Genomic DNA, 20,335 nt, shown 5'->3' with positions numbered 1-20,335 from the left:
TCCTACCGGTATCCGGCGGCCTGGCGTAGCGCCGCGACCATATCGTCGGTGGTCAGATACGACCCGCCGGTGCGCTCGGCGATCGCCCGGAGCGCGTCGTCCTTGACGGCAGAACCGAATCCGATGGCCACGACCGGGATGCCGGTGCGGGCGATGTCATCGAGGCCGTTGCCGCCCTCGGTGTCGGCGCCGTCGGTCATGAGTACGACAAGTCGCTTGCGATCCGGGTCGGCCGAGCCGGTGAACTGTTTCGCCGCGGCACTCAGGCAGCGATAGATGCCGGTATTGCCATTCGGGTCTCGCGCGCGAATGGTGTTGCGCAAGGACTGCAAGTCCGATGCCGCATTGCCACTGGTCCACTGCGTGGTGGCGGCGGTGTTGCTGAACAGCAGCACCGCGGTCCGGTCCCGGGGACCGGTCTGCAGCAGATACTTCTTGGACTGCGCCGGATCGAACAGCAGATCCGCGGCTCGCTGCACCCCGGTCCAGCCGCCGTTGTCGGCCATGCTGCCGGAGGAATCGATGCAGTACACCAGGTCGGTGGGGGTGCGATAGACGGTCTGGTAGTTCTCCAGGGCGGCATCGATCACCGCGGCGGCCGGATACGTGATCGGCTGCTCGGTGAGCGTCGCGCGAACCCCCCAGGCCGGGTCGAAGACGTCACGCGGTGCGTCGGGCAGGGACAGTCCGATACCGGTGATCGGCCGCCGCCCCAGCCGGATCAGCCGCTGCTGGGTGTCGGCGGAGAGCAGGAAGTCCTGCAGCTTGCGGAAGTTGCTCAGCTTTTGCGGATTGTCGCCGTGCGGCAGGAATCCCAGCGGGGCATCCGAAATCGCCAGTACGCCTTTGGGGTAGATGACGTGCAGTGGTTGCTTGCCCGCGCGCACCAGTTCCTGGTTGTGTTCGATCACCAGACTTTCGTAGGTGAACAGGGTTTTGCACTGCTGCGGCGAGGCCAGGCATTCCGCCATGAGCAGTCCGGTGGACGGCGGCGTCCGTGCGAAAGCCCGGGTGAAACGGGTGATCCCGGTGCGTACCTGCTCGGAATCGAGCTGCGATCGGGTCAGCGGGACGCCGGGACCGTTGCCCGCGAAGTAGTTGAGGAAGCCCAGCAGAACGGTGGCGCCGGAATTGGACTGGGTCGGATTGGTCGTCCACACCGTCGTCTTCTTCGCCTCGGCTGCGGCCAAGATCTCCTCGATGCCCACGTCCCGCCCGGTGAACCCGAGAGCATCCAGCTCGCCGCGCGTACCGGCGAACACCAGGGGAGTGCTGAACATGGGCTGCGCCTGCTGCAGCCGGTGCCCGGTGTCGCCCAGCTGCTGGAAGACGCTGCTGGCGAACCAGAATGCGTCGTAGGGCGGGTCGCCGGCGTCCAGCAACCGAGCCTGATCCACCGACCCCAGTTCGGTCATGGTGCAGGTCAGCTTCTGCTCCCGGCACCACGGCTGCACGACCTGCTGGAATACCGCGGCGTGCTCGGATCCCGCCACGATGTTCAGCACACTCGCGTCGGGCGCGTACTCGCGGACGGGACCGGACCCGCGATTGCCTCCGCAACCCGTCAGCAGGGCACACAACGTAATCAATACTGCGACAAGCACTGTCGTGCGGCGATACGGCAATTCGCCACCTTCCCCTCGATGACGCGATGGTAATCGGCGGCGACGCGAAAGCGGTGAACAGCCGGTGATGTCTGGGCGAATCTTCGTCCGGCGCCGCGCGCCGCAACCGTGGCATCCGATCGCTGGATGCGGATGTGTCGATTGTCGTCCCCCCGCTGTGGTGCGGACGGTCGAGCTGCTCGGCGCGTATTTCGACCAATGAGCGGGACTACCGCAGGTACTGTACTCGTCAGCGGCGCAGTGGTATTCGCCGACGATCACCGCGGAACCGTCGCACATGAGCTTGTGAGGAGGCGACATGTCGCGTAAAGATCACGACCAGGACTGCCGGATCGGATTCCTGACCCGCCGGTTCAGCGAGGCGCTCAACTCCGGCGACGCCGAGGCGCTGGCGGCAGTGTTCGAATCCGACGCGCTCATCGTCACCCAGCCCGGCGTCGCGGTCCGGCCTCGTGACCAAGAGCATGGTGGAGCGGGATTCGATAGTCTCGACGCCCATCTGGGCGCGGTGTATGTCGCCGGCGACGTGGCTTTGCTGTTCGTCGAGTGGGAGGTTCATGCCTGCGACCCGGTCACCGGGCGCCGCTCGCGCAGCCGCGGCCGGTCCAGCGATGTCGGACGTCGGGGACCCGACGGTGTCTGGCGCTGCATCATCGATAACGGCGGCGGAAGCGGCCCCACGGATGCGCCAACAGCGTTGGGCCGGTCCGACGACGAGTTGGACGCACGGGTCGGCCACCTGGTCGCACATTTCCGCGACGGGGTCGCTCGCGGCGACCGCGAGGCACTCGCGAATCTCTTCGAGGCCGAGGCGGTGCACGCGACCGCGCCGGGCACGGCCGTCGCGGTGAGCTCGCATGCCGACGTGCTCGACGCTTACCTCGCCGTGGAGCACTTCCGGTCAGCCGTGCGGCATGCCTACGTGACGGACGGAGTCGCCCACCTCATCACAGACTGGGAGCTGCTGGAACGTTCATCCGAGGATGGTGGCCTCGTGCGCCGAGCAGGGGCATCCGCGGACGTGGCGCGCCTGGGGGCCGACGGTGTGTGGCGGTACGCGGTCCACAATCCTTTCGGCACCGCACCGTATCGGGATGCTCACGAGGACCTCACCGCCCCGGCGCAGGGCGCCTGACCACACGCGGTCGGTGCGGTGCGGACCCGGTCGATCGTCACCCGCGTGGGCAACGCGAGTCCGTCTGTGCCGCAGTAGGAATGACCGCGCCGATCGTCAACGGCCGCATGGCTACACAGCGCGGGGTCCGCGTGGACGATCACGCGGACCCCGGCCGGTGCTGTGCTACTGCTTGCCGCTCTTGATGACTTTCTCGAAGTACGGCGAGGGCTGGACGGTGACCCTGATGTCACGCAGCTCGTTCGCTTCGATACGGGGGCGCTTCGAGTTCGGCTCACCCCACAGAAGTGTGAGCTCGGTGCCGGGCTCGGCGTCCGCTATGTCCACGAGCGCGCTGGAGATCACCCGGCGTGCATTGGGTGTGTACGAGGCCCACTGGGAGGTGCCCACAGGTCTGCCGTCTTTGTCCAGGACGATGTCGTACTCGAATACGGCGTGCAGCAGGTTGGGGAACGCGGGGTATAGCCCGCCCCGCTCGGGGCCGAACAGCGCGGAGGTGAACACGCCGGCGACATCGTCGTTGTTCCACTCGAGGGTGACCTTCTTGCGGCGCGGGTTGTCGGCCTTCTCGCGCAGTGCGTCTCGGCCGATGAAGTTTCGATTCCAGTCGACCACAAGGCCGTAGCCGAGCTCGACCGGGTTGACGTAGTAGTCCTCGATGTTCGGGGAATCGTAGCTGCCGCCGAGTGACGCTGTCGCCTCGAAGCAGTCCCCGGGCAGCCACTCGCGAAAAGCCTTGAACGACGCGTGGGTGTAGATCGCGGGCAGGGTCTGCGGAAACCAGCCGGATTCCTGGGCCGTGATCCGGTAGGCGAGGTCCCCGACCTTACGCAGGCCGTACTTCTCTCCCGCGACCTCGAGGGCTTCGCGGACTGCCCACTGGTCGTCCCATGCTCCGGTCAGCTCGAAGCCGGCCGCGCCGGCCATGCCGTGCCGCAACGCGTGCACCGACTTGCCGGCGATCCGAATGTCTCCGATCGCGAAGAAGGGGATCTCCGGCAGGTTCCCTCCCGCGACTTCGGTGACCAGCGTCAGCGCCTTCGGCCCCTGGATCTGGATGCGGAAGACATCTCGTGGCCAACTGCCTCGTTCGTTCAGCTCGACGGTGAAGGCGTGATCGTTCTGCTCGAGGTTGAAATGCACCCAATCGTCGGCGGTCGGCGGCAGTCCGATGATTCGGTAGAAGTCGGGAGCCTCGTGGCTGATGATGCCGTCACCGATCAGATTGCCGTCCGGCGCACCGAGCACGATCTGCTTGGCCCGCCCGATGGGGAAGGGGGCGAATTTGTTCAGCGCGATGTGCTCGAGGAAGTCGATCACCCCAGGGCCGCGGAAGTGCAGCTCGGTCATGTGGTGTGAAAGCTCCAGGAGCGCAACATCATTCGCCCATGACCGGGCCTCGTCGCGCCAGTTGGTGAATTCCGACGGAGTGTGCGGAAAGGGGAAGTATCCGAGCTTCGAGCTGCGCAGGAGGGGCACAGCCCCGCCTGCGGCCTCGAGCGCGGTCTCTAATGTGGCGGGATTCGCATTCTGGGACATGGCGTTCGGTCCATTCTGGGCAACGACGGTATCACCCACTGTGTATCCAGTATCCGATTGCTCCGGTGTCAGGGTCAACCACTTACGCGGCATCGGACCGGCGGACCCGTATCTGTGCAGGCCCGCACGATCCTTATCCCGCACTCTTGTTCGGTGTGGGTGCGACGACGGTCGTCCGTGATGAGACGGTCAGCTGGTCGCCGGAACAGGCAGACCCAGGCGGCCGACGACCCACGGCAGCGACGACGTGAAAGCGGCCGAAGCGAACTGCCAGGTATGCCCACCCTCGGTGGTGTAGACGGTGCAATCGATGTCGACCGCGCGTGCCGCGTCGCAGAGTTTGCCCGCGGCGCCGACCTCACCGGAATCGGGCCCGCCGTGCCGACCGCCCACGCCCGCGTTCGCGTCGTCGGTACCCGGGGCACGCCTGTTCCCGCCGCCGGCACGCGGTGCTGGGCGGAGGTCGTCGAACAGGCCGGCGACGCCGCTGTAGGGACCGTGCCGGGCCATGACCGTCAGCGGGTCGAACGCCGCGAACGCGTCGGCGTTACCGCCGAAGAGACGAGATATGGTCTGCTCGGTGCTGCCGGAAGACGGCCGGAGGTCGCCGGCGATGTCGACGAACGTGTGCAGCAGGTCGGGATGCATGACCGCTAGGTTCACCGCGCAGGTGCCACCCATGGACCAGCCCAGCACCGCCCACAGTGCCGGATCAGCGGAGGCGCCGAATCGTGACCGGATATAGGCGGGCACGTCCTTGGTCAAATGGTCGGCGGCGTCGCCGCGCGGCCCGTCGACGCATTCGGTGTCGTTGTTGAAACTGCCGCTGGCATCGACGAAAACGAGGATCGGAGCCTGCCCACCGTTCTCCCTGGTGAAGCCGTCCAGGGCGGGCATGATCTGCCCGCTGCGGATCCAGTCCGCCGGAGTATTGAACTCGCCGCCGATCATCATCACCACCGGCAGCGCGGGCGGGTTCGGCCCGGCGAACCACGCGGGTGGCAGGTAGACGTATTCGGTGCGATGCGGGAATCCGCTGCCGGCGTCGGGAATACGCACCGGCACCAGTTTGCCGTCGGTGACGGTGGTGTTCCGCAAGGCAGGCAGCGCCGAGAGATCGGTCTGATGCGGGAGCGGGCCCGCGGTGGCCGCGCCCCACGCGGCTTGTACGGTCGGGTAGTAGCCGACCCACTGGTTCAGTACTATTCCGGTGCTCAGCAGGGTCAACGGGATGGCGAGGACCGCGATGCCGCGGCGCCACCAGCGCGCGGACGACCAACCCGCGACCGCGATCGCAGCCGCCGCGGCGACGGCGCCGACCCAGACCCACAATTGGAGGGGCGCAGGGTCGGAGGCCAGCCCCTCGTCGGCGACGTACCACCTGGCTGCCAGCGCTGCCGCGCCGCCGATCGCCACGGACACCGGCAGTTCGATCAGCCACCACCGCCTGGTTCGCCGAGCGACGGCGACCAACAGTATCGCCGCCGTGAGCAGTTCGAGGGTCAACGGCAGCCAGCCGTGCAGCAGTGAAATCCCGTGGGGGAACGCGTACTGCTGGTTCAGCGCCGGATCGACGGGAATAGTCCGCGGTGGCGCCGGAGTCGGGGGAGCGGTGAGTACGGGCACGTTCGGCATTGTCCAGGCGGTTGCTCGAGGCAGCCTGTGAATAGGCTCCAGCAATCCTGAGTGGCCGGTAAACGGCCGGATTCCGGTGTCGCCGTGCTATCGACGGCGGGAAATGCTCGGCAACACAGAGACACTGGCTGCCTGCATCGCCGTTGCCCCACTACCACTTTCGTGCGCGCCGTGCAGGCGCACCATCGCGGCACGGTCGCGTGCCTGAGCCCGCGCCCTGACACGAGAACAGCTCAACGGGCCCTTCGCTTCTCGTAGAATCTTCTCGACAGTCCCGGCAATATCGCGGCGTAGCGAGACCCGTGCGTCACCCGCGGCTGCGCTTGGCTGCAAACGAGCACGAATGGCGACTACCGCGCTACTAGGGGGAAGGAGATCGTAATGCCTACAGCCAATTTCGGCACGAAGGAAGATCCTGGTTTCGAGCTGGAGCAGAGCAGGGACCTGATCGCCGTGCGGACCCACGCGGGGCGCGGGATCCGGCGGGAATTCGGTTCGGTCCGCACGCCGCTGGCGGGTGCGCTCGATGATGCGACGTTGGTGCAGGCATACCCGGAAGCGGGGGTCGAGGTGTATCGGCTGCCCCCGGGGGCGTCGGTGGCGGAACGTAAGCCGGTGCTGAACGCCGCGCCGGAAGTGCGGTTCGCCGGGCATGTGCTGGTGGATCCCGGCACCGGGGAGCCGGTGCTCTACACGGAGAACATCTTCGTGAAGTTCGTCGACCGGGTCGATCACGAGCATTGTCTTGCCGTCCTGAGCGCGGCGGGTCTGCGGGTCAAGGAAGAGGTCGCCTACGCGACCAACGCGTATTTCACGGCCGCCGCGGAGGGGACCGGTCAGCGGGTTTTCGATATCGCGAATTCGCTGCTGAGCCGCGACGACGTCGAGTACTGCCACCCGGAGCTGATCCGGCGCCGTGCCCGCAAGGCGATCTTCCCGCAGCAGTGGCATCTGAAGAAGACCGTGATCGGTCGCGTGACCGTCGACGCCCACGCTGGGGTGGCGGCGGCCCACGCGGTCACGCGCGGCGCCGGAGTGACGATCGCCGTCATCGACGACGGTGTCGACATCGACCATCCCGAGTTCGCCGGGTCCCGCAAGGTGGTCGCACCACGCGACGTGACCCTGGAGACCAACGATCCCCGCCCGAAGGACCTGTCCGGCACCGGACCCGATCGCGGGGACAACCACGGCACGGCATGTGCTGGTGTGGCATGCGCGAACGGCGCGGCGGGGGCTTCGGGAGTGGCGCCGGAGGCCGCGCTGATGCCGATCCGGCTCGCCTCAGGTCTGGGATCGCAAGCCGAGGCGCGTGCCTTCCAGTGGGCGGCCGAGCACGGTGCGGACGTCATCTCGTGCAGTTGGGGTCCGCCCGATGGCGATTGGTTCCGGCCGAACGATGCGCTGCACGATCGGGTGGTGCAGTTGCCCGCCAGCACACGATTGGCGATCGAACACGCCGTCACCGCCGGACGCGGCGGCAAGGGTTGTGTGGTGGTGTTCGCCGCGGGCAATGGCAACGAGTCCGTCGACAACGACGGCTACGCCAGTTTCGCCAAGGTCATCGCCGTCGCGGCCTGCAACGACAGCGGGACACGCAGCGTCTACAGCGATTTCGGAAAAGCGGTGTGGTGTGCGTTCCCCAGCAGCGATTTCGAGTACGCACCCCTCGGCCATCCTGCCCCACTGACTCCGGGCATCTGGACGGTCGACCGGCGTGGCCGGGACGGTTACAACCCGGGGAAGCCCGAATCGGGCGATGAGGCAGGAAACTACACCAACGACTTCGGCGGCACCTCCAGCTCTTGTCCGGGAGTTGCCGGGGTGGCCGCACTGGTGTTGTCGGAGAACCCGGATCTGGCCTGGCATGAGGTCAAGGACCTGCTGAAAGGGGCCTGCGACCAGATCGACCCGCAGGGCGGCGGCTACGACGCGGATGGGCACAGTGCCGAGTACGGGTACGGCAGAATCAATGCGCTGAGTGCGGTTCGAGCGGCCGAAGCCGCGCAGCGCAGTCCCTTGCCGGTGCGCTGACGCGGTCGCGAACGTCGGTGACTGTCGGCCGCCGATTCCACGCTCCGGTCAGGCGGCCCATCGGGAGAACGCGAGCGCCTTGGACGAGAAGCCGACGCGCACCTGGAGAAGGTGAAGAAGCCTGCGGTCATCGGTGCGTCGGTCGCCGGTGCGTCGGATCCGGAATTCGCCGACCTGCCTGTTGCCCCCGCTGGCTCCTGGCCGGCCTCGAGACGTACACAGCGGCGGGAAGCACGGGCGTCGAGCGTCGACTCGGCACAAGCCGGATTCGGCTCGAGCGTTGCCGTGGCCGGCGTGCGATAGCGGCTCGGCACACCTCCGGCGTTTCATCTGTCTGTCCAGTCCGATTTGGGGCAGTCTGTGCGGTATGACCACCTCCAACGCCGTGGGGATGCCTCTGCTGTACCTGGTCGAGATCTCCGAGCCAGGTTGTTTCGGTCGGCCGTGGTGGAAGATCGCCAGTACGGGCGAGCCGAGCCAGGTTGTTTCCGCGCTGATCGAACTGGCGGTGCGGACCGAACGCGATATCCAGCGCAGTCGAAGCGGCGGGCGCTGCTGGTACCGCTACGACGTGCGGTGGTCCGACGGTGCCATGCTGGAGTGTTTTCAGGGCGCCATCCGGTCGGTGCTGATTCCGGGGGAGTTGCGTGGCCTGGCCGTCGCTGTCGCCTCGGCCTCGGCCGCCAACCTGCGCTCTGCCGAGTGGCCGCCGCAGTGAGGCTGGTCCGGCCTGCCACCGCGGTGCCGCGCCACTGCCGTGGTTCGGCGCAGTCTGACGTGCGGCCCGGCCGCAGCGTGGGCCGGGCGATCGATGCCGCCCGGCCTGCGAAACCCCGAGTACGCCGCGACGTCAGTCGAGCAATGCCGGTTCCCTGTCCTTGTCCCGCTGCGCAGAGCTCCCGGAACTCGGGCTCCCATTCGCCCTCTGCGCACCCGGCTGCATCGGGTCGAGAGCGGGATCGATGTCGATCGTGCGGCGTAGCGGACGATTCGGCAGTAGCGCCGTAGCGATGAGGGCGACGGCCGTCGCTGCCGCGGCGAGGAGGAAGATCCGTCCGGTCGCATCGCCGTAGGAGGCGCGCACGATCGTGGCGATGGGGGCGGGCAAGGCGCCGAGATCCAGGTTGCTGCCGCCGGAGGACATGGTCTGGACGCCGATCCTGGCGAATCCCGCCGCGGACAGCTCACTCACCCGGGTGGCGAGCACCGAGCCGAGCACCGAGACCCCGATGGCGCCGCCGAATGTGCGGAAGAAGGCAACGCTGCTCGAGGCGGCGCCGATGTCGTGCACGCTCACCGTGTTCTGCACGGCCAGAACCAAGTTCTGCATCATCATGCCGACGCCCAACCCGACGACCGTGATGTATCCACCGACCAGCCATAGGCTCGTCGCATGGTCGAGAGTGGAAAGCAGCCCGAACCCGGCCACCAGCAGGGCGGCTCCGGCGACGACGTATCCCTTCCACTTGCCGCGCCGGGTGATCAGCTGTCCGGAGCCGACCGACGCGACGAACATGCCCACGACGAGCGGAATGGTCAGCACCCCCGCCAGGGTCGGCGAGTATCCGCGCGCGGTCTGGAAGTACTGACCCAGGAAGGTTGTCGCGCCGAACATGCCGACGCCGACCGCGATCGAGGCGATGATCGCCAGACCGGTGGTCCGCTCGGTCACGATCCGCAGCGGGATGATCGGCGACGCAGCGCGGGACTCGACCCACACCGTCGCGATCAGCAGCAGCACGCCGACCGCGACATAGACCGCCGACTCGCGCGATAGCCACGCGTAATAGCCGGCTTTCCCGGCGAACGACACCCAGATCAGCAGCACCGACACACCGCCGGTCAGCAATGCGGCGCCGAGCCAGTCGATCGAGACGCCGTCCTTACGGTCGGTGGGTAGCCGCAATGTCCGCTGCAACAGCACCAGCGCGATCACCGCCAGCGGCACGCACACGAAGAAGCACCAGCGCCAGCCGAGCGGGCTGTCGACGATGACGCCGCCGAGGATGGGTCCGCCGGACATCGAAACCGCCATGACCGCGCCCATATAGCCGGAGTACCGCCCGCGTTCCCGGGGCGCGACGATGGAGCCGATGATCGCCACCGCGAGCGCGGTCAATCCGCCCATGCCGACGCCCTGGATGATCCGTGCGGCCAGCAGCAGGGCGACATTGCCCGCGAAGCCGGCGATGATCGAGCCCACGACGAAGATGACGATGGCCGATTGGACCAGCTGCTTCTTGTTGAACAGATCGGCGAGTTTGCCCCAGATCGGGGTGGCCGCTGCGTTGGCCAGCAGAGACGAGGTGATGACCCAGGCGTAGGCGGTTTGCGATCCCTGCAGATCGCCGATAATGGTGGGCAGTGCCGTGGCGACGATCGTTGTGCTGAGCAGTGCCGTGAACAATGCGGCCAGTAGACCGGTCATCGCTTCCAGGACTTCGCGGTGGGTCATCGCGACTGGATCGCGTGGCGGCACCGCCTGGACGGAACTAGACATCGACTTCCTTACTATCCATCGAAACCGGCTGGTGCGATCCCAGTGATGTGGTGTGCGCATGTGCGGTCAGTGTGTTTCTGAGCTTTTGCACGGCCAGGCACGCCTGCTCGGCTTCTTCCTCACGCCAGTCGGCGAGAACGGTCTGCAATCCCCGCGCTCGCGAGGCCTGCACGCGTTGCAGCAAATCGCGTCCTTCGTCGGTCACCCGAATCAGGGTGGCGCGGCCGTCGGTGGGGTCGGCGTGACGACTGATGTAGCCCTCGCCGGCGAGTTCGGTGACGTGCCTGCTCAGTGCGGAGGCGCTGATGCACATGTCCACTGCCAAGTCGACTTGTCGGCACGGGCCCTTGGATTCGAGGGCGCCCAGCACCCCGATGCCGCCCGGGAGTAGTTGCCCTTCCACTGGGTGTGCGAGCGCGATCCGGATCGCCCGGCCCATCAGATAGAACTCCTTGATCAGGCTCTGGGCGATATCGGGTGAGATTGCCATGGTTGCTCCGAAGCGAGATTAGTTGCTTGCGTTAAGCAACTGTATGTTAATTGCTTTCGCTAAGCAAATAAAGCGTGGGTGCACACCAAACGGGGTGCGACATGGTCGAGCTTCTCGCCGAGGCACTCGCGCTGGCTGCGGGCGCTGACCCGCTGCCCGCCGCGCGTGTCGCCGAGTAGGTGGACGCGCGGCGGTCCGCTGTAGCATCTGTCCGAACTGCCGTGTCTCGGCCCGGGTGGTCGAGGGCTTCCGGATGGCTGCGGGCGATGAGGGCGGATCACGCCGGGCGCTGCCCCGGTCGGACGGGCCGTGCGGCGGCGGTGTAGCGCCTGGGGGATGCTCGCTTGGTGAGGGTCATTGCTGCCGACCGTGGCGACCGCATCGGAGGTATTGGGCAGCAATGGTTCGCTCGATCATGCGATCCGCGATCTCGGGGATCGCGGTAATCGGCCTTTGCTTCGCGGGTGCTCCATCGCCCGCGGTCGGGTCGTCACCACCCACTGTGGTCGTGACCGGTGGCGCGATCTCCGGGCTCGCCGCCGATGGCATCGTCAAATACCTAGGTACCCCGTTTGCCGCACCCACCGGAGGTGACGCGCGATTCCGTCCCCCGCGGCCACCGGCACCCTGGCCCGGCGTCCGGCCGGCTCTCGTACACGGCCCGCTGTGTCCGCAGAACGGACATCTGTCCGGCACGCCACCCGCCGGCCCGACCAGCGAGGACTGCCTGACCATCGACCTCTACGTGCCCGACGGCGCCCGCGACAGAAGCCTGCCGGTCATGGTGTTCTTCCACGGCGGCGGCTATGACACCGGTGCCAACAGTCAATACGACGCCCCCTCCCGGATGGTCGCCGAAGGGAACGTCATCGTGGCGGTCCCCAATTACCGACTGGGGCCGTTCGGATTCATGTCGTTGCCCCAACTGGCCGCGGAGTCGGGTGGGGCCACCGGAACAGTCGGTATCCAAGACCAGCAGGCGGCCCTGCGGTGGGTGCACGACAATGCCGCTGCCTTCGGTGGCGATCCCGCCAATGTCACCATCTTCGGTGAATCCGCCGGCGGCGAAAGCGTCTGCACCCACCTGGCCGCGCCCGCCTCCGACGGCCTCTTCCACAAAGCCATCGTCCAAAGCGGATCGTGCGTACAGTCACCCTTGGTGCCCAGCAGTCGTGAGGATGCCTTCGCGCGCTCGCAGCGCTACGCGGAAAGCGTCGGATGTGTCGATCGCGCAACACAATTGGCTTGCTTGCGAGCACTACCCGAGGCGACGCTGCTGGCACCGAGCGTCCAATTCGACGGGCCTGTGCCCATCTGGGTGCCCAGCATCGACGGTGTCGTCATCACCCGCACACTCGATGCGGGACTGGAAGCAGATGACCGGAAAATTCCCCTCATCGTCGGAAGCAATGGCGACGAGGGGGCGCTGTTCGTCGCCGAATCCGACTACGCGCGCGGTCGCGCGCCGGATGCCGCGAGCTACGAACGCTATGTGCGCCAATCGTTCGGCGCCTACGCCGACCGAGTACTGGCCGAGTACCCACTCGATCGCTATCCCACCCCCGCGGCCGCGCAATCCGCGGTCATCACCGACGGCCTGTTCGCCTGTCCGGCACTGTTCACCAGCCGCGTCGCCCGCGATGCCGGACATCCCCTGTGGCAGTACGAATTCGACCAGGCGCCCTTCGGTGACGACGATCCGGTGCTGCCGGGTGCCTTCCATTCCGCCGAACTGGCCTACCTGTTCACCAGCCTGATGGGCGTGCCGATCCCGTGGACCGGCCCGTCCGATGCCTTCGCCCGGCAGCTGCAGCGATGGTGGACCCACTTCGCCCATACCGGGGACCCGAACGGGCCCGGTGTGCCCCAATGGACCGCCTGGCCGGCGCAGAACGGTCCGGGCCCGGATGGTCCGGTGGTGGTGATGCGTGCGACCGGAAGCCCGATGTCGCACGATTTCGGCGCCGGACACAAGTGTGGATTCTGGTCCGAGCGCTTTCGCTGAGTCAACCGACGCCGAGCGCGGTCAGTAGCACCAAAATGACTGTCGTGACCGCGAATACGCCGTGACCGGCGACGACCGCCACGGGAAAGTGGCGCTCAGCGGGCTGCTGCGGACCGGATGCGGCGCGGGCGCGATACCCGGGGAGCCAGCGGGCGAACATGAACAATCCGAGTAAGGCCACAGGGAGCAGAAGAACGAACGCCGTCCACGCAAGCGCGTCCTTATCGGCGAAGAGATAGATGATCCACACGATCAGACCGACGACGGCGAGGAGGAAGTGGCCGAAGACGGCCGGCGGCGGCAGCTGGGTGGAACTCGGTTGCCGCGTACCGCCTTTCGAGATCCAGGTGCCGAGCAGGACGAAACCGCCTGCCGCGGTCAACAGCCAGGTGATCAATGCCGCGATGGCCATGGGAGATTCCTTTCGAGACGAATTCCTTTCGATCCGAACGAACAGCGATCAGCGCTGGAAGCCCGCGGCCTGGCCGGCCTCATCGGCGACTCGGACGCCATATCGGTAGGCGAGCTTCCCACCGAGGTAGCCCGACACGCCCAGCACGACGAGACTCGCCGCGGACAGCAGCAGGGGGCCGGGAGCTACCGGACCGCGCGGCCCATCGCCCGCCCGGCGCCACAGGAAATCGACCGCGAAGGCGATCGTCACGGCGAGATTGAGACTCATGTGCAGCAAACCGGTCCGGAACGCCGGAGTGCCGCTCGGGATGACCAGCAGATCCAGGAATCCGATCGTGGCCGCGACCAGAGCTCCGAACAGGCCGATCACGATCAGCCACAGCGCGCCTTGGGCGAGGAAATCCGGATCGGCCACGACCCGTGAGCCGATGTCGAACACCAGACTCGCGACCCAGGCGCCGATCGGCACGGTCACCAGGATCGGATGGAACGGGTGCCCGTATGGGCCCGCCAGCAGCGCGCTGACCGGGCGCTTCGCCGGTTGTGGAGCACTGGTCACGACTACCTCCCAGCTGGGCGGAATGGTGCGTCGCCGGGTCACTGCGGCGCGGCGGGCAACATCTTGGCAATACTCATCTCGGCAGTACCCACTGCGCCTCGGATATCACGACCGGCGTCGGCTCGCCCGCGGCGACTGCGAGCAGGGAAGCGCAGCAGGCGCACTTGCCGCCGCGAGAATGCTCTCGCAGGACGCCGTCGCCGAGCGTCGGTGCCGAACCGGTGCGCAGCGCAAGCGTGTTGCGCTGCCGATGCCGGACTACAAGGAGCTAGGAGCGCAGTCAGGCGATGAGCGAATCGGGCGAACCGATCGTGGAGACGGCCGAAGGAGCGGTAGCCCAGGTGGTTGGTGCGGGCACGCCCCAGACTACGGGGAGCTTCCGGTTCTGGTTCGGTGATCAGCGGTGGGAATGGTCGGATGAAGTCGCCGCGATGCACGGCTACGCACCGGGGTCGGTGACGCCGACGACGGAGTTGTTGCTCGCGCACAAACATCCCGCGGATCGTGAGCACGTTGCCGAGGCGATCGAGAAGTCGGTGCGCAACGCCGAGCCGTTCTGCAGCCGCCACCGCATCATCGACACCGCCGGAGCGGTGCACCACGTTATCGTACTCGGCGACACGCTGACCGACCGGGACGGCGCTGTGGTCGGCACTGCGGGTTACTACATCGATCTGACCGCCACCATCGCCGAGGAACGACAGGACCTGCTCGACGATACGCTGCCGAAACTGGTCGAGTCGCGTGCGCTGATCGAGCAAGCCAAGGGTGTGCTGATGCGCGTGTACCGGATCAATGCCGATCAGGCATTTCACGTCCTGCAGTGGCGCTCGCAGGAAACCAACGTCAAGCTTCGCGACCTGGCCGCTCAGATCATCGCCGAAATCGACTGCGTGCCCCCGGCTCCACCCCAGGTGCAGACCGCCTTCGACCACCTGCTGCTGACCGTCCACGAGCGCGTTCCGAAGCGGTGACCCGCTGGGCGATGAGCCGCCGCTCGGCCCATTCTCGGTGCGGATGCCGAGCCGGTCGCAGGACGATTCCGCCTGGTCACATGGCCGGGAACGACAGGGCGTCGCCGCCCGAAAATCGGAAAGATCGGTTTTTTCGGCGTTTTGCGTGGTATTGGTTGTATATATCGGATCGACAGTGCGGTCGTCCGACACGGGCGAGGAACCCGCGCTGCTCGACGGGCAGCCGATTCGAAGCGATTCGTCGTGAACCACCGGCACCGTGCGACTACGAGGGTCCTCCGCAACACTTGAATATTCAGCGCAGAGGAACGTCATCGTGATCGAGAAGCCCAAAGCGCGCGTCCCAGACGACGAAGATCGTGACCCTATCGTTTGGCCCGACCCCAGCCCGTTGAGCGATTGGTGGGCCGAGGTCATGGCTAATCGCCGCATCATCCGACCACCGACCCCTCATCCGATCCACAACTGACCCGGTACCCGGCCCCCACGCCGAGCTGGTGCTATCCGGCTCGCGGCGGCTGCAGTGCGCAACCGGCTCGAGCTGAGTGGAGAACTTTTCCGCGTGGGCATCGTCGCGGCGTTGTTCGCGATCGAGCTGCTCACCGACCCGCCCGCCTGCTGCGGCAGCGGCGGTGCCGCCCGGGTCGGTGCGACCCGCGTCAACCGGCTGATGACCAGCGCCGCGACCTTCAGCGACGACCGGGAACCGGGACGCCGTGCCCACCGGTCGCGACCCGTCGCGTTGGATTCTGCTCAGGAATTCTTGACAAGGGCACGAAATGGACTGGTGTGAACGGCCTGGAGGTGTAAGGCTTAAGCGGTGACACAACCTCCGGATAAACCAGCGGCTGGGCTCGGTCCGACGGCCGACAAGCTGGACGCGGCCGTCTTCAAGGTCGCGGGCGTGGTCGTGCTCGGCGCGATCATGTCGATTCTCGACATCACCGTCGTCAGCGTCGCGATCCCGACCTTCCAGCGCGAGTTCGACACGAGCTACGCCATCGCGGCGTGGACGATGACCGGCTACACCCTCGCGTTGGCCACCGTGATCCCCTTGACGGGGTGGGCGGCGGACCGGTTCGGCACCAAGCGACTGTACTTGATGGCGCTCACCTTCTTCGTGCTGGGCTCGGTGCTGTGCAGCACGGCATGGAACATCGAGTCGCTCATCGCGTTCCGGGTGATCCAGGGCATCGGTGGTGGCATGCTGATGCCGCTCGGTATGACGATCATGACGCACGCGGCCGGTCCGCAGCGGATCGGCCGCGTGATGGCGGTGCTCGGCGTGCCGATGCTGCTCGGCCCGATCGCCGGCCCGATCCTGGGCGGCTGGTTGATCGAGAACTTCAGCTGGCACTGGATCTTCCTGATCAACCTGCCGATCGGCGTGGTCGCGCTGGTGCTGGCGGTCATCGTGTTGCCCGCGGACAATCCGGAGCCGTCGGAGTCCTTCGACTTCCTCGGTATGCTGCTGGCCTCGCCCGGACTCGCGCTGTTCCTGTTCGGTGTCTCCTCGATTCCCGAAGAGGGGACGGTCGCTGCGGCGAAGGTGCTGGTTCCCGCCGTCATCGGCGCACTGCTGATGGTCGCGTTCGTGTTGCACGCGCTGCGCACGGAGCATCCGCTGATCGATTTGCATCTGTTCCGCAACCGCGCGCTGACCTTCTCGGTGCTCACCATGGTCCTGTTCGCGATCGCGTTCTTCGGCGCAGCTCTGCTGCTGCCGACCTACCTGCAGCAGGTGCGTGGTGAATCGGCGTTGCAAGCCGGTCTGCTGATCGCTCCGCAGGGTATCGGCGCGGTGCTCACCATGCCGGTCGCCGGTCGCCTGGTGGACAAGATCGGCCCCGGCAAGATCGTGATGGTCGGCATCACGCTGATCACGATCGGGATGGCGTATTTTGTCCAGCTCGACGCGGACAGCTCCTATGTCACCATGATCACCGCCCTGTTCGTGATGGGCCTCGGCATGGGCTGCACGATGATGCCGATCATGACCGCGGCGATCCAAACCCTGACCCATCAGCAGGTGGCCCGCGGCTCGACGCTGATGAACATTGTCAACCAGACCGCCGGTTCGATCGGCACGGCGACGATGTCGGTGGTGCTGACCAACCTGCTGAACAACGAACCGCTCGTTCGCCCAGCGATTGCGGCCAACTTCGATCCGACGCTGGCGGGCAACCTTCCGCCGGGGACGATCGAAGTCGGCCTCCAGCGGGCAGCGGAGGCGTTCGGCCACACCTACGTAGTGGCGGTGGTGCTGATCGTGTTCACTTTGGTTCCTGCGTTCTTCCTGCCGCGGACCAAGCCGACGAACCCTGAGGTCGCCGAGGCGGCGACCACAGTGCACGTGTAGTCGAACTCGTCCCGAGATCGTCTGTCTACGAGGCGATCTCGGGACATCGCGCCGGGCGGACCGGCGCGGCCGGAACGCGGCCACGGCAAGCTCCGGCGAATCGGGCCCGAGCCGTCGGCGTCGCGACGCAGCCGATGTTTGCCGAGCGGCTGTTGGCGGCGTTGCTCCCGGGCCGGGCGACGACATGTTCGCACGAAAGGCCGGGTTGTCGGAGCCTTGCGCCGCATACCTATTCGGTCGAGGCGCGGAAACCGGTAAGACGAGATCGGAAATACCGTCTCGTTATAACAAATCTCAATGAATATCCTTCAGGTGTAGCGGGCGATGAAACGTTCGAGAGAGCGTTGGATATCCCCTTTGACGGCGCGGGCGACGCCCGCGCCGATCGGGCCGAACAGCGGTGCGCCACCGAGTTCGATATCGACGGTGACCTCCGAACCCGCCCCTTTCGGGGTGACGAGCAGTTGCAGGCCCAGTTCGGTACCGCCCTTGCCCGCGCCGGTCAGTCGCAGGCGGTGTGGCGGTTCGGTGGCTCGCACCGTCCAGGTCACCCGGTTGCGCAGGCCCTTCACCGAGACGATGCCGACCAGCTGGGTGCCCACGGTCAGCTCGGCGGGAAGGTCGCTGCGCCATGCTTCGTGCACGGTGAGCCACTTGTCGAGTTCGGCGAGGTCACTGGTGTGCGACCAGGCCTGTGCCGGGGAGATCGGCACGTCGACCGAGACCGTCAGCTTCGCCATGGGCGGCATGGTATCCGGTACCCATGGTCGGTCCGCATAGGAGGGCCTGCGTGGGATCGTGCGCGCGAACCGACGTGCCGGAGACCGCGCCGCTCGCGGCTGCCGCCGCATCCCTTCGGTGATCCTCGATAGGCGTTATCCAGGGCAGATGTGCACGGGTTACCCGGCAGTCCAACACTATTGCGCATCTGTGTCGCGATCAGCGGCACCCGTGAGCCCGGTCCGCGGAATTCGGAAAGTGGCGGAAGGATCGGCAGAGACTTCGTTGAAATGCTGCTAATGTGCGAATGGTCGGGTTCTGGTAACCGTTCGGACACGATCCGGGCGGTCGGCGATTCAGCTGTAATCGCTTGTCCCGTGGGCACTGTGCGGTAGACGCTCGAGTGAGCGTCGGTGTCGACGCGGACTTCGGTGTCCCGACGCGGACCCGGCCGACCGGTCCGTACATGGTCGGCAGGCGAGAGAAGGCGAACGAAGCAGGATGGCAGAAGGCCGACTCGTCGAGACCAGTCAACGACGAAAGAACTGATGAATCAAGATATCGCCGTGGTGCTTTCATGGATTTTCGCCGTCGCTTTGGTGATCGCCGTAGCGGGGGCGTTGTACGCAGTGCAGTATGCCAAGGCTCAACGGGCCAAGGTCGAGGCCCTCACCAGGGAACAGCGCGCAACCGAGGAGACGTTGGAGCGGTTCGTCGCCACCACGCTACCCGCGGTGGCCGACTCGATCCGCCGGTTCGAGTCGCAGGTGCCCCCGGTCGAAGTCCAGGCGGGCATGGAGAATTCGCGGCTGGCGCAATGCCTGCGCTGGATCTCCGAACGGTATGCCGACGATCTGAGCCTGATGCGTTCGCAGACAAGGGAACTGACCAACACCGAGGCACAGGAGGCGATCAAGGCCGCCGAGGAGTCCACGCGTAGCGAGGTGGCCGCCGGATCGCGCCAGGCCTCCAGCGCCGCAGTCCGTTCGTTCGGTACCTCTGTGGTCAGCCTCGGCGCCGACGTGAGCCAGGTGGTGAGTGCCGCGCTGCGCGAACACCGCGATGACCGGGTGTACGAAACCCTCACCCGCATCGACCACACCGTGCAGCAAATGATCCGTCAGGCGCAGTCCTACGTGATCGTGTGCGGTGGCCTGCCCGGCCGCCGCTGGCCCGCGCAGACGCTGACCGACGTGGTGGGCGGCGCCACCGGCCGGGTCCGGGAATACCTGCGCGTGCGGCCGGCGCAGCTCGATCGCGTGGTGATCAGCCGTGCGGTGGAACCGCTCGTGCACACGCTGGCGACCTTGCTCGACAACGCGTTGCGGTACTCCCCGCCGACGTCGCACGTGGATGTCAACTTCCAGGAGGGCCACCACGGCGTCACCGTGATCATCGATGACGCGGGCGTGCGGATGAACGCCGAGCAGATGGAAGAGGCCCGCCAGGTGCTCGCGCACGAGCGGTCGGTCGATATCCACCAGCTCGGCCCGTCGCCGAAGGTTGGCTTCCCGGGTATCGCCGCGCTGGCTCGGCGCTATGGCTTCACCGTCTACATCGACGGCCCGAACGTCTACGGCGGCATGCGCGCGATGGTCTACATCCCGGAGTCGCTGCTGGTCACCCCCCAGAACGTCCAGGAGGTCGCGCCGGTGACGGAGGCCGAACCCGAGCCCATCACGGTTCCCGCTCCGGACGCGCCGAGCGCGCAGCGCGATCACGACGAGCAGTCGCCGGCGCTACACGAGATCACCAGCGGCGGCCTGCCCAAGCGGCGCCGCCGGACGGTCGCATTGGCCCCGGTGGGGCCGCGCACCGAGCCCGGCCTCGCTCGCCCCGAGATCGCCGCAGCTTGGCAGACGGGCTCCAAGAGCGGCCGCGCAGCCGCATCCGATGACACGGAAGGGATGACATCCTGATGGCCACACCCGTGACCGACAGCAGCAACAAACTGGGCTGGCTACTCGAAGATCTCAATGTCTCGGGTGTCCGATTCGCGGTGTTGTTATCCGAGGACGGCCTGCGGATCGCGCACTCCGAGGGGATCACCCGCGACGAGGCGGAACGTTTCGCGGCCGCCGCCTCCGGCCTGCGCTCGCTCGGCAAGGCGCTGGGCGAATTCTGCGGTGACGGCGCCAACGGCGTGCGGCAGAACATGACCGAGTACGACCAGGGGATGATCCTCATCACCGCCGCGGGAGAGGGCGCGCTGATCGGTGTCGCGACCACCAACGACAGCGATGTGGCCCTTGTCGTGCACCGAATGAACGAGCTGGCCGGCCGGGTCGGACGCGAGCTGGGCAGCCAGCCACGCAGGCGCGTCGACGGCAGCGAAATGTCATGATC

Annotated in this window: 17 protein-coding genes; 9 read left to right on the top strand and 8 right to left on the bottom strand. The window is 66.8% G+C overall.

The window, feature by feature from the left end; all coding sequences use genetic code 11:
- Positions 1-2: 2 nt before the first annotated feature.
- Entirely contained in the window at positions 3-1,580 is a 1,578-nt protein-coding gene (locus tag ACT86A_RS16050; RefSeq protein ID WP_445092933.1) for a vWA domain-containing protein, read from the bottom strand.
- A gap of 343 nt (positions 1,581-1,923) precedes the next feature.
- On the opposite strand from ACT86A_RS16050, the gene ACT86A_RS16045 reads away from it, so the two are divergent.
- On the top strand, positions 1,924-2,760 hold the full coding sequence (locus tag ACT86A_RS16045; protein WP_445092932.1) for a YybH family protein: 837 nt from the start codon (positions 1,924-1,926) through the stop codon (positions 2,758-2,760).
- Positions 2,761-2,925: 165 nt separating this feature from the next.
- Here the strand turns inward: ACT86A_RS16045 and ACT86A_RS16040 are convergent, their stop codons facing one another.
- On the bottom strand, positions 2,926-4,299 hold the full coding sequence (locus ACT86A_RS16040) for a hypothetical protein (RefSeq protein ID WP_445092931.1): 1,374 nt from the start codon (positions 4,297-4,299) through the stop codon (positions 2,926-2,928).
- Positions 4,300-4,488: 189 nt separating this feature from the next.
- Positions 4,489-5,925: an alpha/beta hydrolase gene (locus tag ACT86A_RS16035; RefSeq protein WP_445092930.1), complete on the bottom strand. Its 1,437-nt coding sequence runs from the start codon at positions 5,923-5,925 to the stop codon at positions 4,489-4,491.
- A 390-nt stretch (positions 5,926-6,315) separates the two neighbouring features.
- On the opposite strand from ACT86A_RS16035, the gene ACT86A_RS16030 reads away from it, so the two are divergent.
- The gene (locus ACT86A_RS16030; RefSeq protein WP_445092929.1) at positions 6,316-7,968 is read left to right on the top strand and encodes a S8 family peptidase; all 1,653 of its coding nucleotides are present in this window, start codon (positions 6,316-6,318) and stop codon (positions 7,966-7,968) included.
- Positions 7,969-8,335: 367 nt separating this feature from the next.
- Complete coding sequence (locus tag ACT86A_RS16025) at positions 8,336-8,686, top strand: hypothetical protein (RefSeq protein ID WP_445092928.1); 351 nt, start codon at positions 8,336-8,338, stop codon at positions 8,684-8,686.
- 132 nt (positions 8,687-8,818) lie between these two features.
- Here the strand turns inward: ACT86A_RS16025 and ACT86A_RS16020 are convergent, their stop codons facing one another.
- Positions 8,819-10,468 carry an MDR family MFS transporter gene (locus ACT86A_RS16020; RefSeq protein WP_445092927.1) on the bottom strand — a complete coding sequence of 550 codons (1,650 nt, stop codon included), beginning with the start codon at positions 10,466-10,468 and terminating at the stop codon, positions 8,819-8,821.
- Entirely contained in the window at positions 10,461-10,958 is a 498-nt protein-coding gene (locus ACT86A_RS16015) for a MarR family winged helix-turn-helix transcriptional regulator (protein ID WP_445092926.1), read from the bottom strand. The genes ACT86A_RS16020 and ACT86A_RS16015 overlap by 8 nt, the downstream gene beginning before the upstream one ends.
- A 400-nt stretch (positions 10,959-11,358) precedes the next feature.
- Between ACT86A_RS16015 and ACT86A_RS16010 the strand changes: the two genes are divergently transcribed.
- Complete coding sequence (locus ACT86A_RS16010; protein ID WP_445092925.1) at positions 11,359-12,963, top strand: carboxylesterase/lipase family protein; 1,605 nt, start codon at positions 11,359-11,361, stop codon at positions 12,961-12,963.
- Between the two features lies 1 nt (position 12,964).
- Here the strand turns inward: ACT86A_RS16010 and ACT86A_RS16005 are convergent, their stop codons facing one another.
- Together ACT86A_RS16005 and ACT86A_RS16000 are read right to left on the bottom strand one after the other, a co-directional pair.
- A complete protein-coding gene (locus tag ACT86A_RS16005) occupies positions 12,965-13,375 on the bottom strand; it encodes a hypothetical protein (protein WP_445092924.1) in 411 nt (136 codons plus the stop codon).
- A gap of 48 nt (positions 13,376-13,423) precedes the next feature.
- Complete coding sequence (locus tag ACT86A_RS16000) at positions 13,424-13,936, bottom strand: DUF2231 domain-containing protein (RefSeq protein WP_445092923.1); 513 nt, start codon at positions 13,934-13,936, stop codon at positions 13,424-13,426.
- 287 nt (positions 13,937-14,223) lie between these two features.
- On the opposite strand from ACT86A_RS16000, the gene ACT86A_RS15995 reads away from it, so the two are divergent.
- The 3 genes from ACT86A_RS15995 to ACT86A_RS15985 all read left to right on the top strand — a co-directional run bounded on the left by ACT86A_RS15995 (position 14,224) and on the right by ACT86A_RS15985 (position 17,269).
- Positions 14,224-14,910 carry a PAS and ANTAR domain-containing protein gene (locus ACT86A_RS15995; RefSeq protein WP_445092922.1) on the top strand — a complete coding sequence of 229 codons (687 nt, stop codon included), beginning with the start codon at positions 14,224-14,226 and terminating at the stop codon, positions 14,908-14,910.
- A 523-nt stretch (positions 14,911-15,433) separates the two neighbouring features.
- Positions 15,434-15,703, top strand: coding sequence for a hypothetical protein (locus ACT86A_RS15990; RefSeq protein WP_445092921.1), 270 nt, complete (start codon positions 15,434-15,436; stop codon positions 15,701-15,703).
- A 27-nt stretch (positions 15,704-15,730) separates the two neighbouring features.
- Positions 15,731-17,269, top strand: a complete 1,539-nt coding sequence (locus tag ACT86A_RS15985) for a DHA2 family efflux MFS transporter permease subunit (RefSeq protein ID WP_445092920.1) — start codon at positions 15,731-15,733, stop codon at positions 17,267-17,269.
- 308 nt (positions 17,270-17,577) lie between these two features.
- Here the strand turns inward: ACT86A_RS15985 and ACT86A_RS15980 are convergent, their stop codons facing one another.
- Entirely contained in the window at positions 17,578-18,009 is a 432-nt protein-coding gene (locus ACT86A_RS15980) for a type II toxin-antitoxin system Rv0910 family toxin (RefSeq protein WP_445092919.1), read from the bottom strand.
- Positions 18,010-18,537: 528 nt separating this feature from the next.
- Between ACT86A_RS15980 and ACT86A_RS15975 the strand changes: the two genes are divergently transcribed.
- The gene (locus ACT86A_RS15975; RefSeq protein ID WP_445092918.1) at positions 18,538-19,908 is read left to right on the top strand and encodes an ATP-binding protein; all 1,371 of its coding nucleotides are present in this window, start codon (positions 18,538-18,540) and stop codon (positions 19,906-19,908) included.
- On the top strand, positions 19,908-20,333 hold the full coding sequence (locus ACT86A_RS15970) for a roadblock/LC7 domain-containing protein (RefSeq protein ID WP_445092917.1): 426 nt from the start codon (positions 19,908-19,910) through the stop codon (positions 20,331-20,333). Before ACT86A_RS15975 ends, ACT86A_RS15970 begins: the two co-directional genes overlap by 1 nt.
- Positions 20,334-20,335 lie beyond the last annotated feature (2 nt).

It is taken from the genome of Nocardia glycosmidis (genome assembly GCF_052545115.1).
Note: the sequence above shows the minus strand (reverse complement) of the source record. Positions and strands in the feature narration are given on the sequence as shown.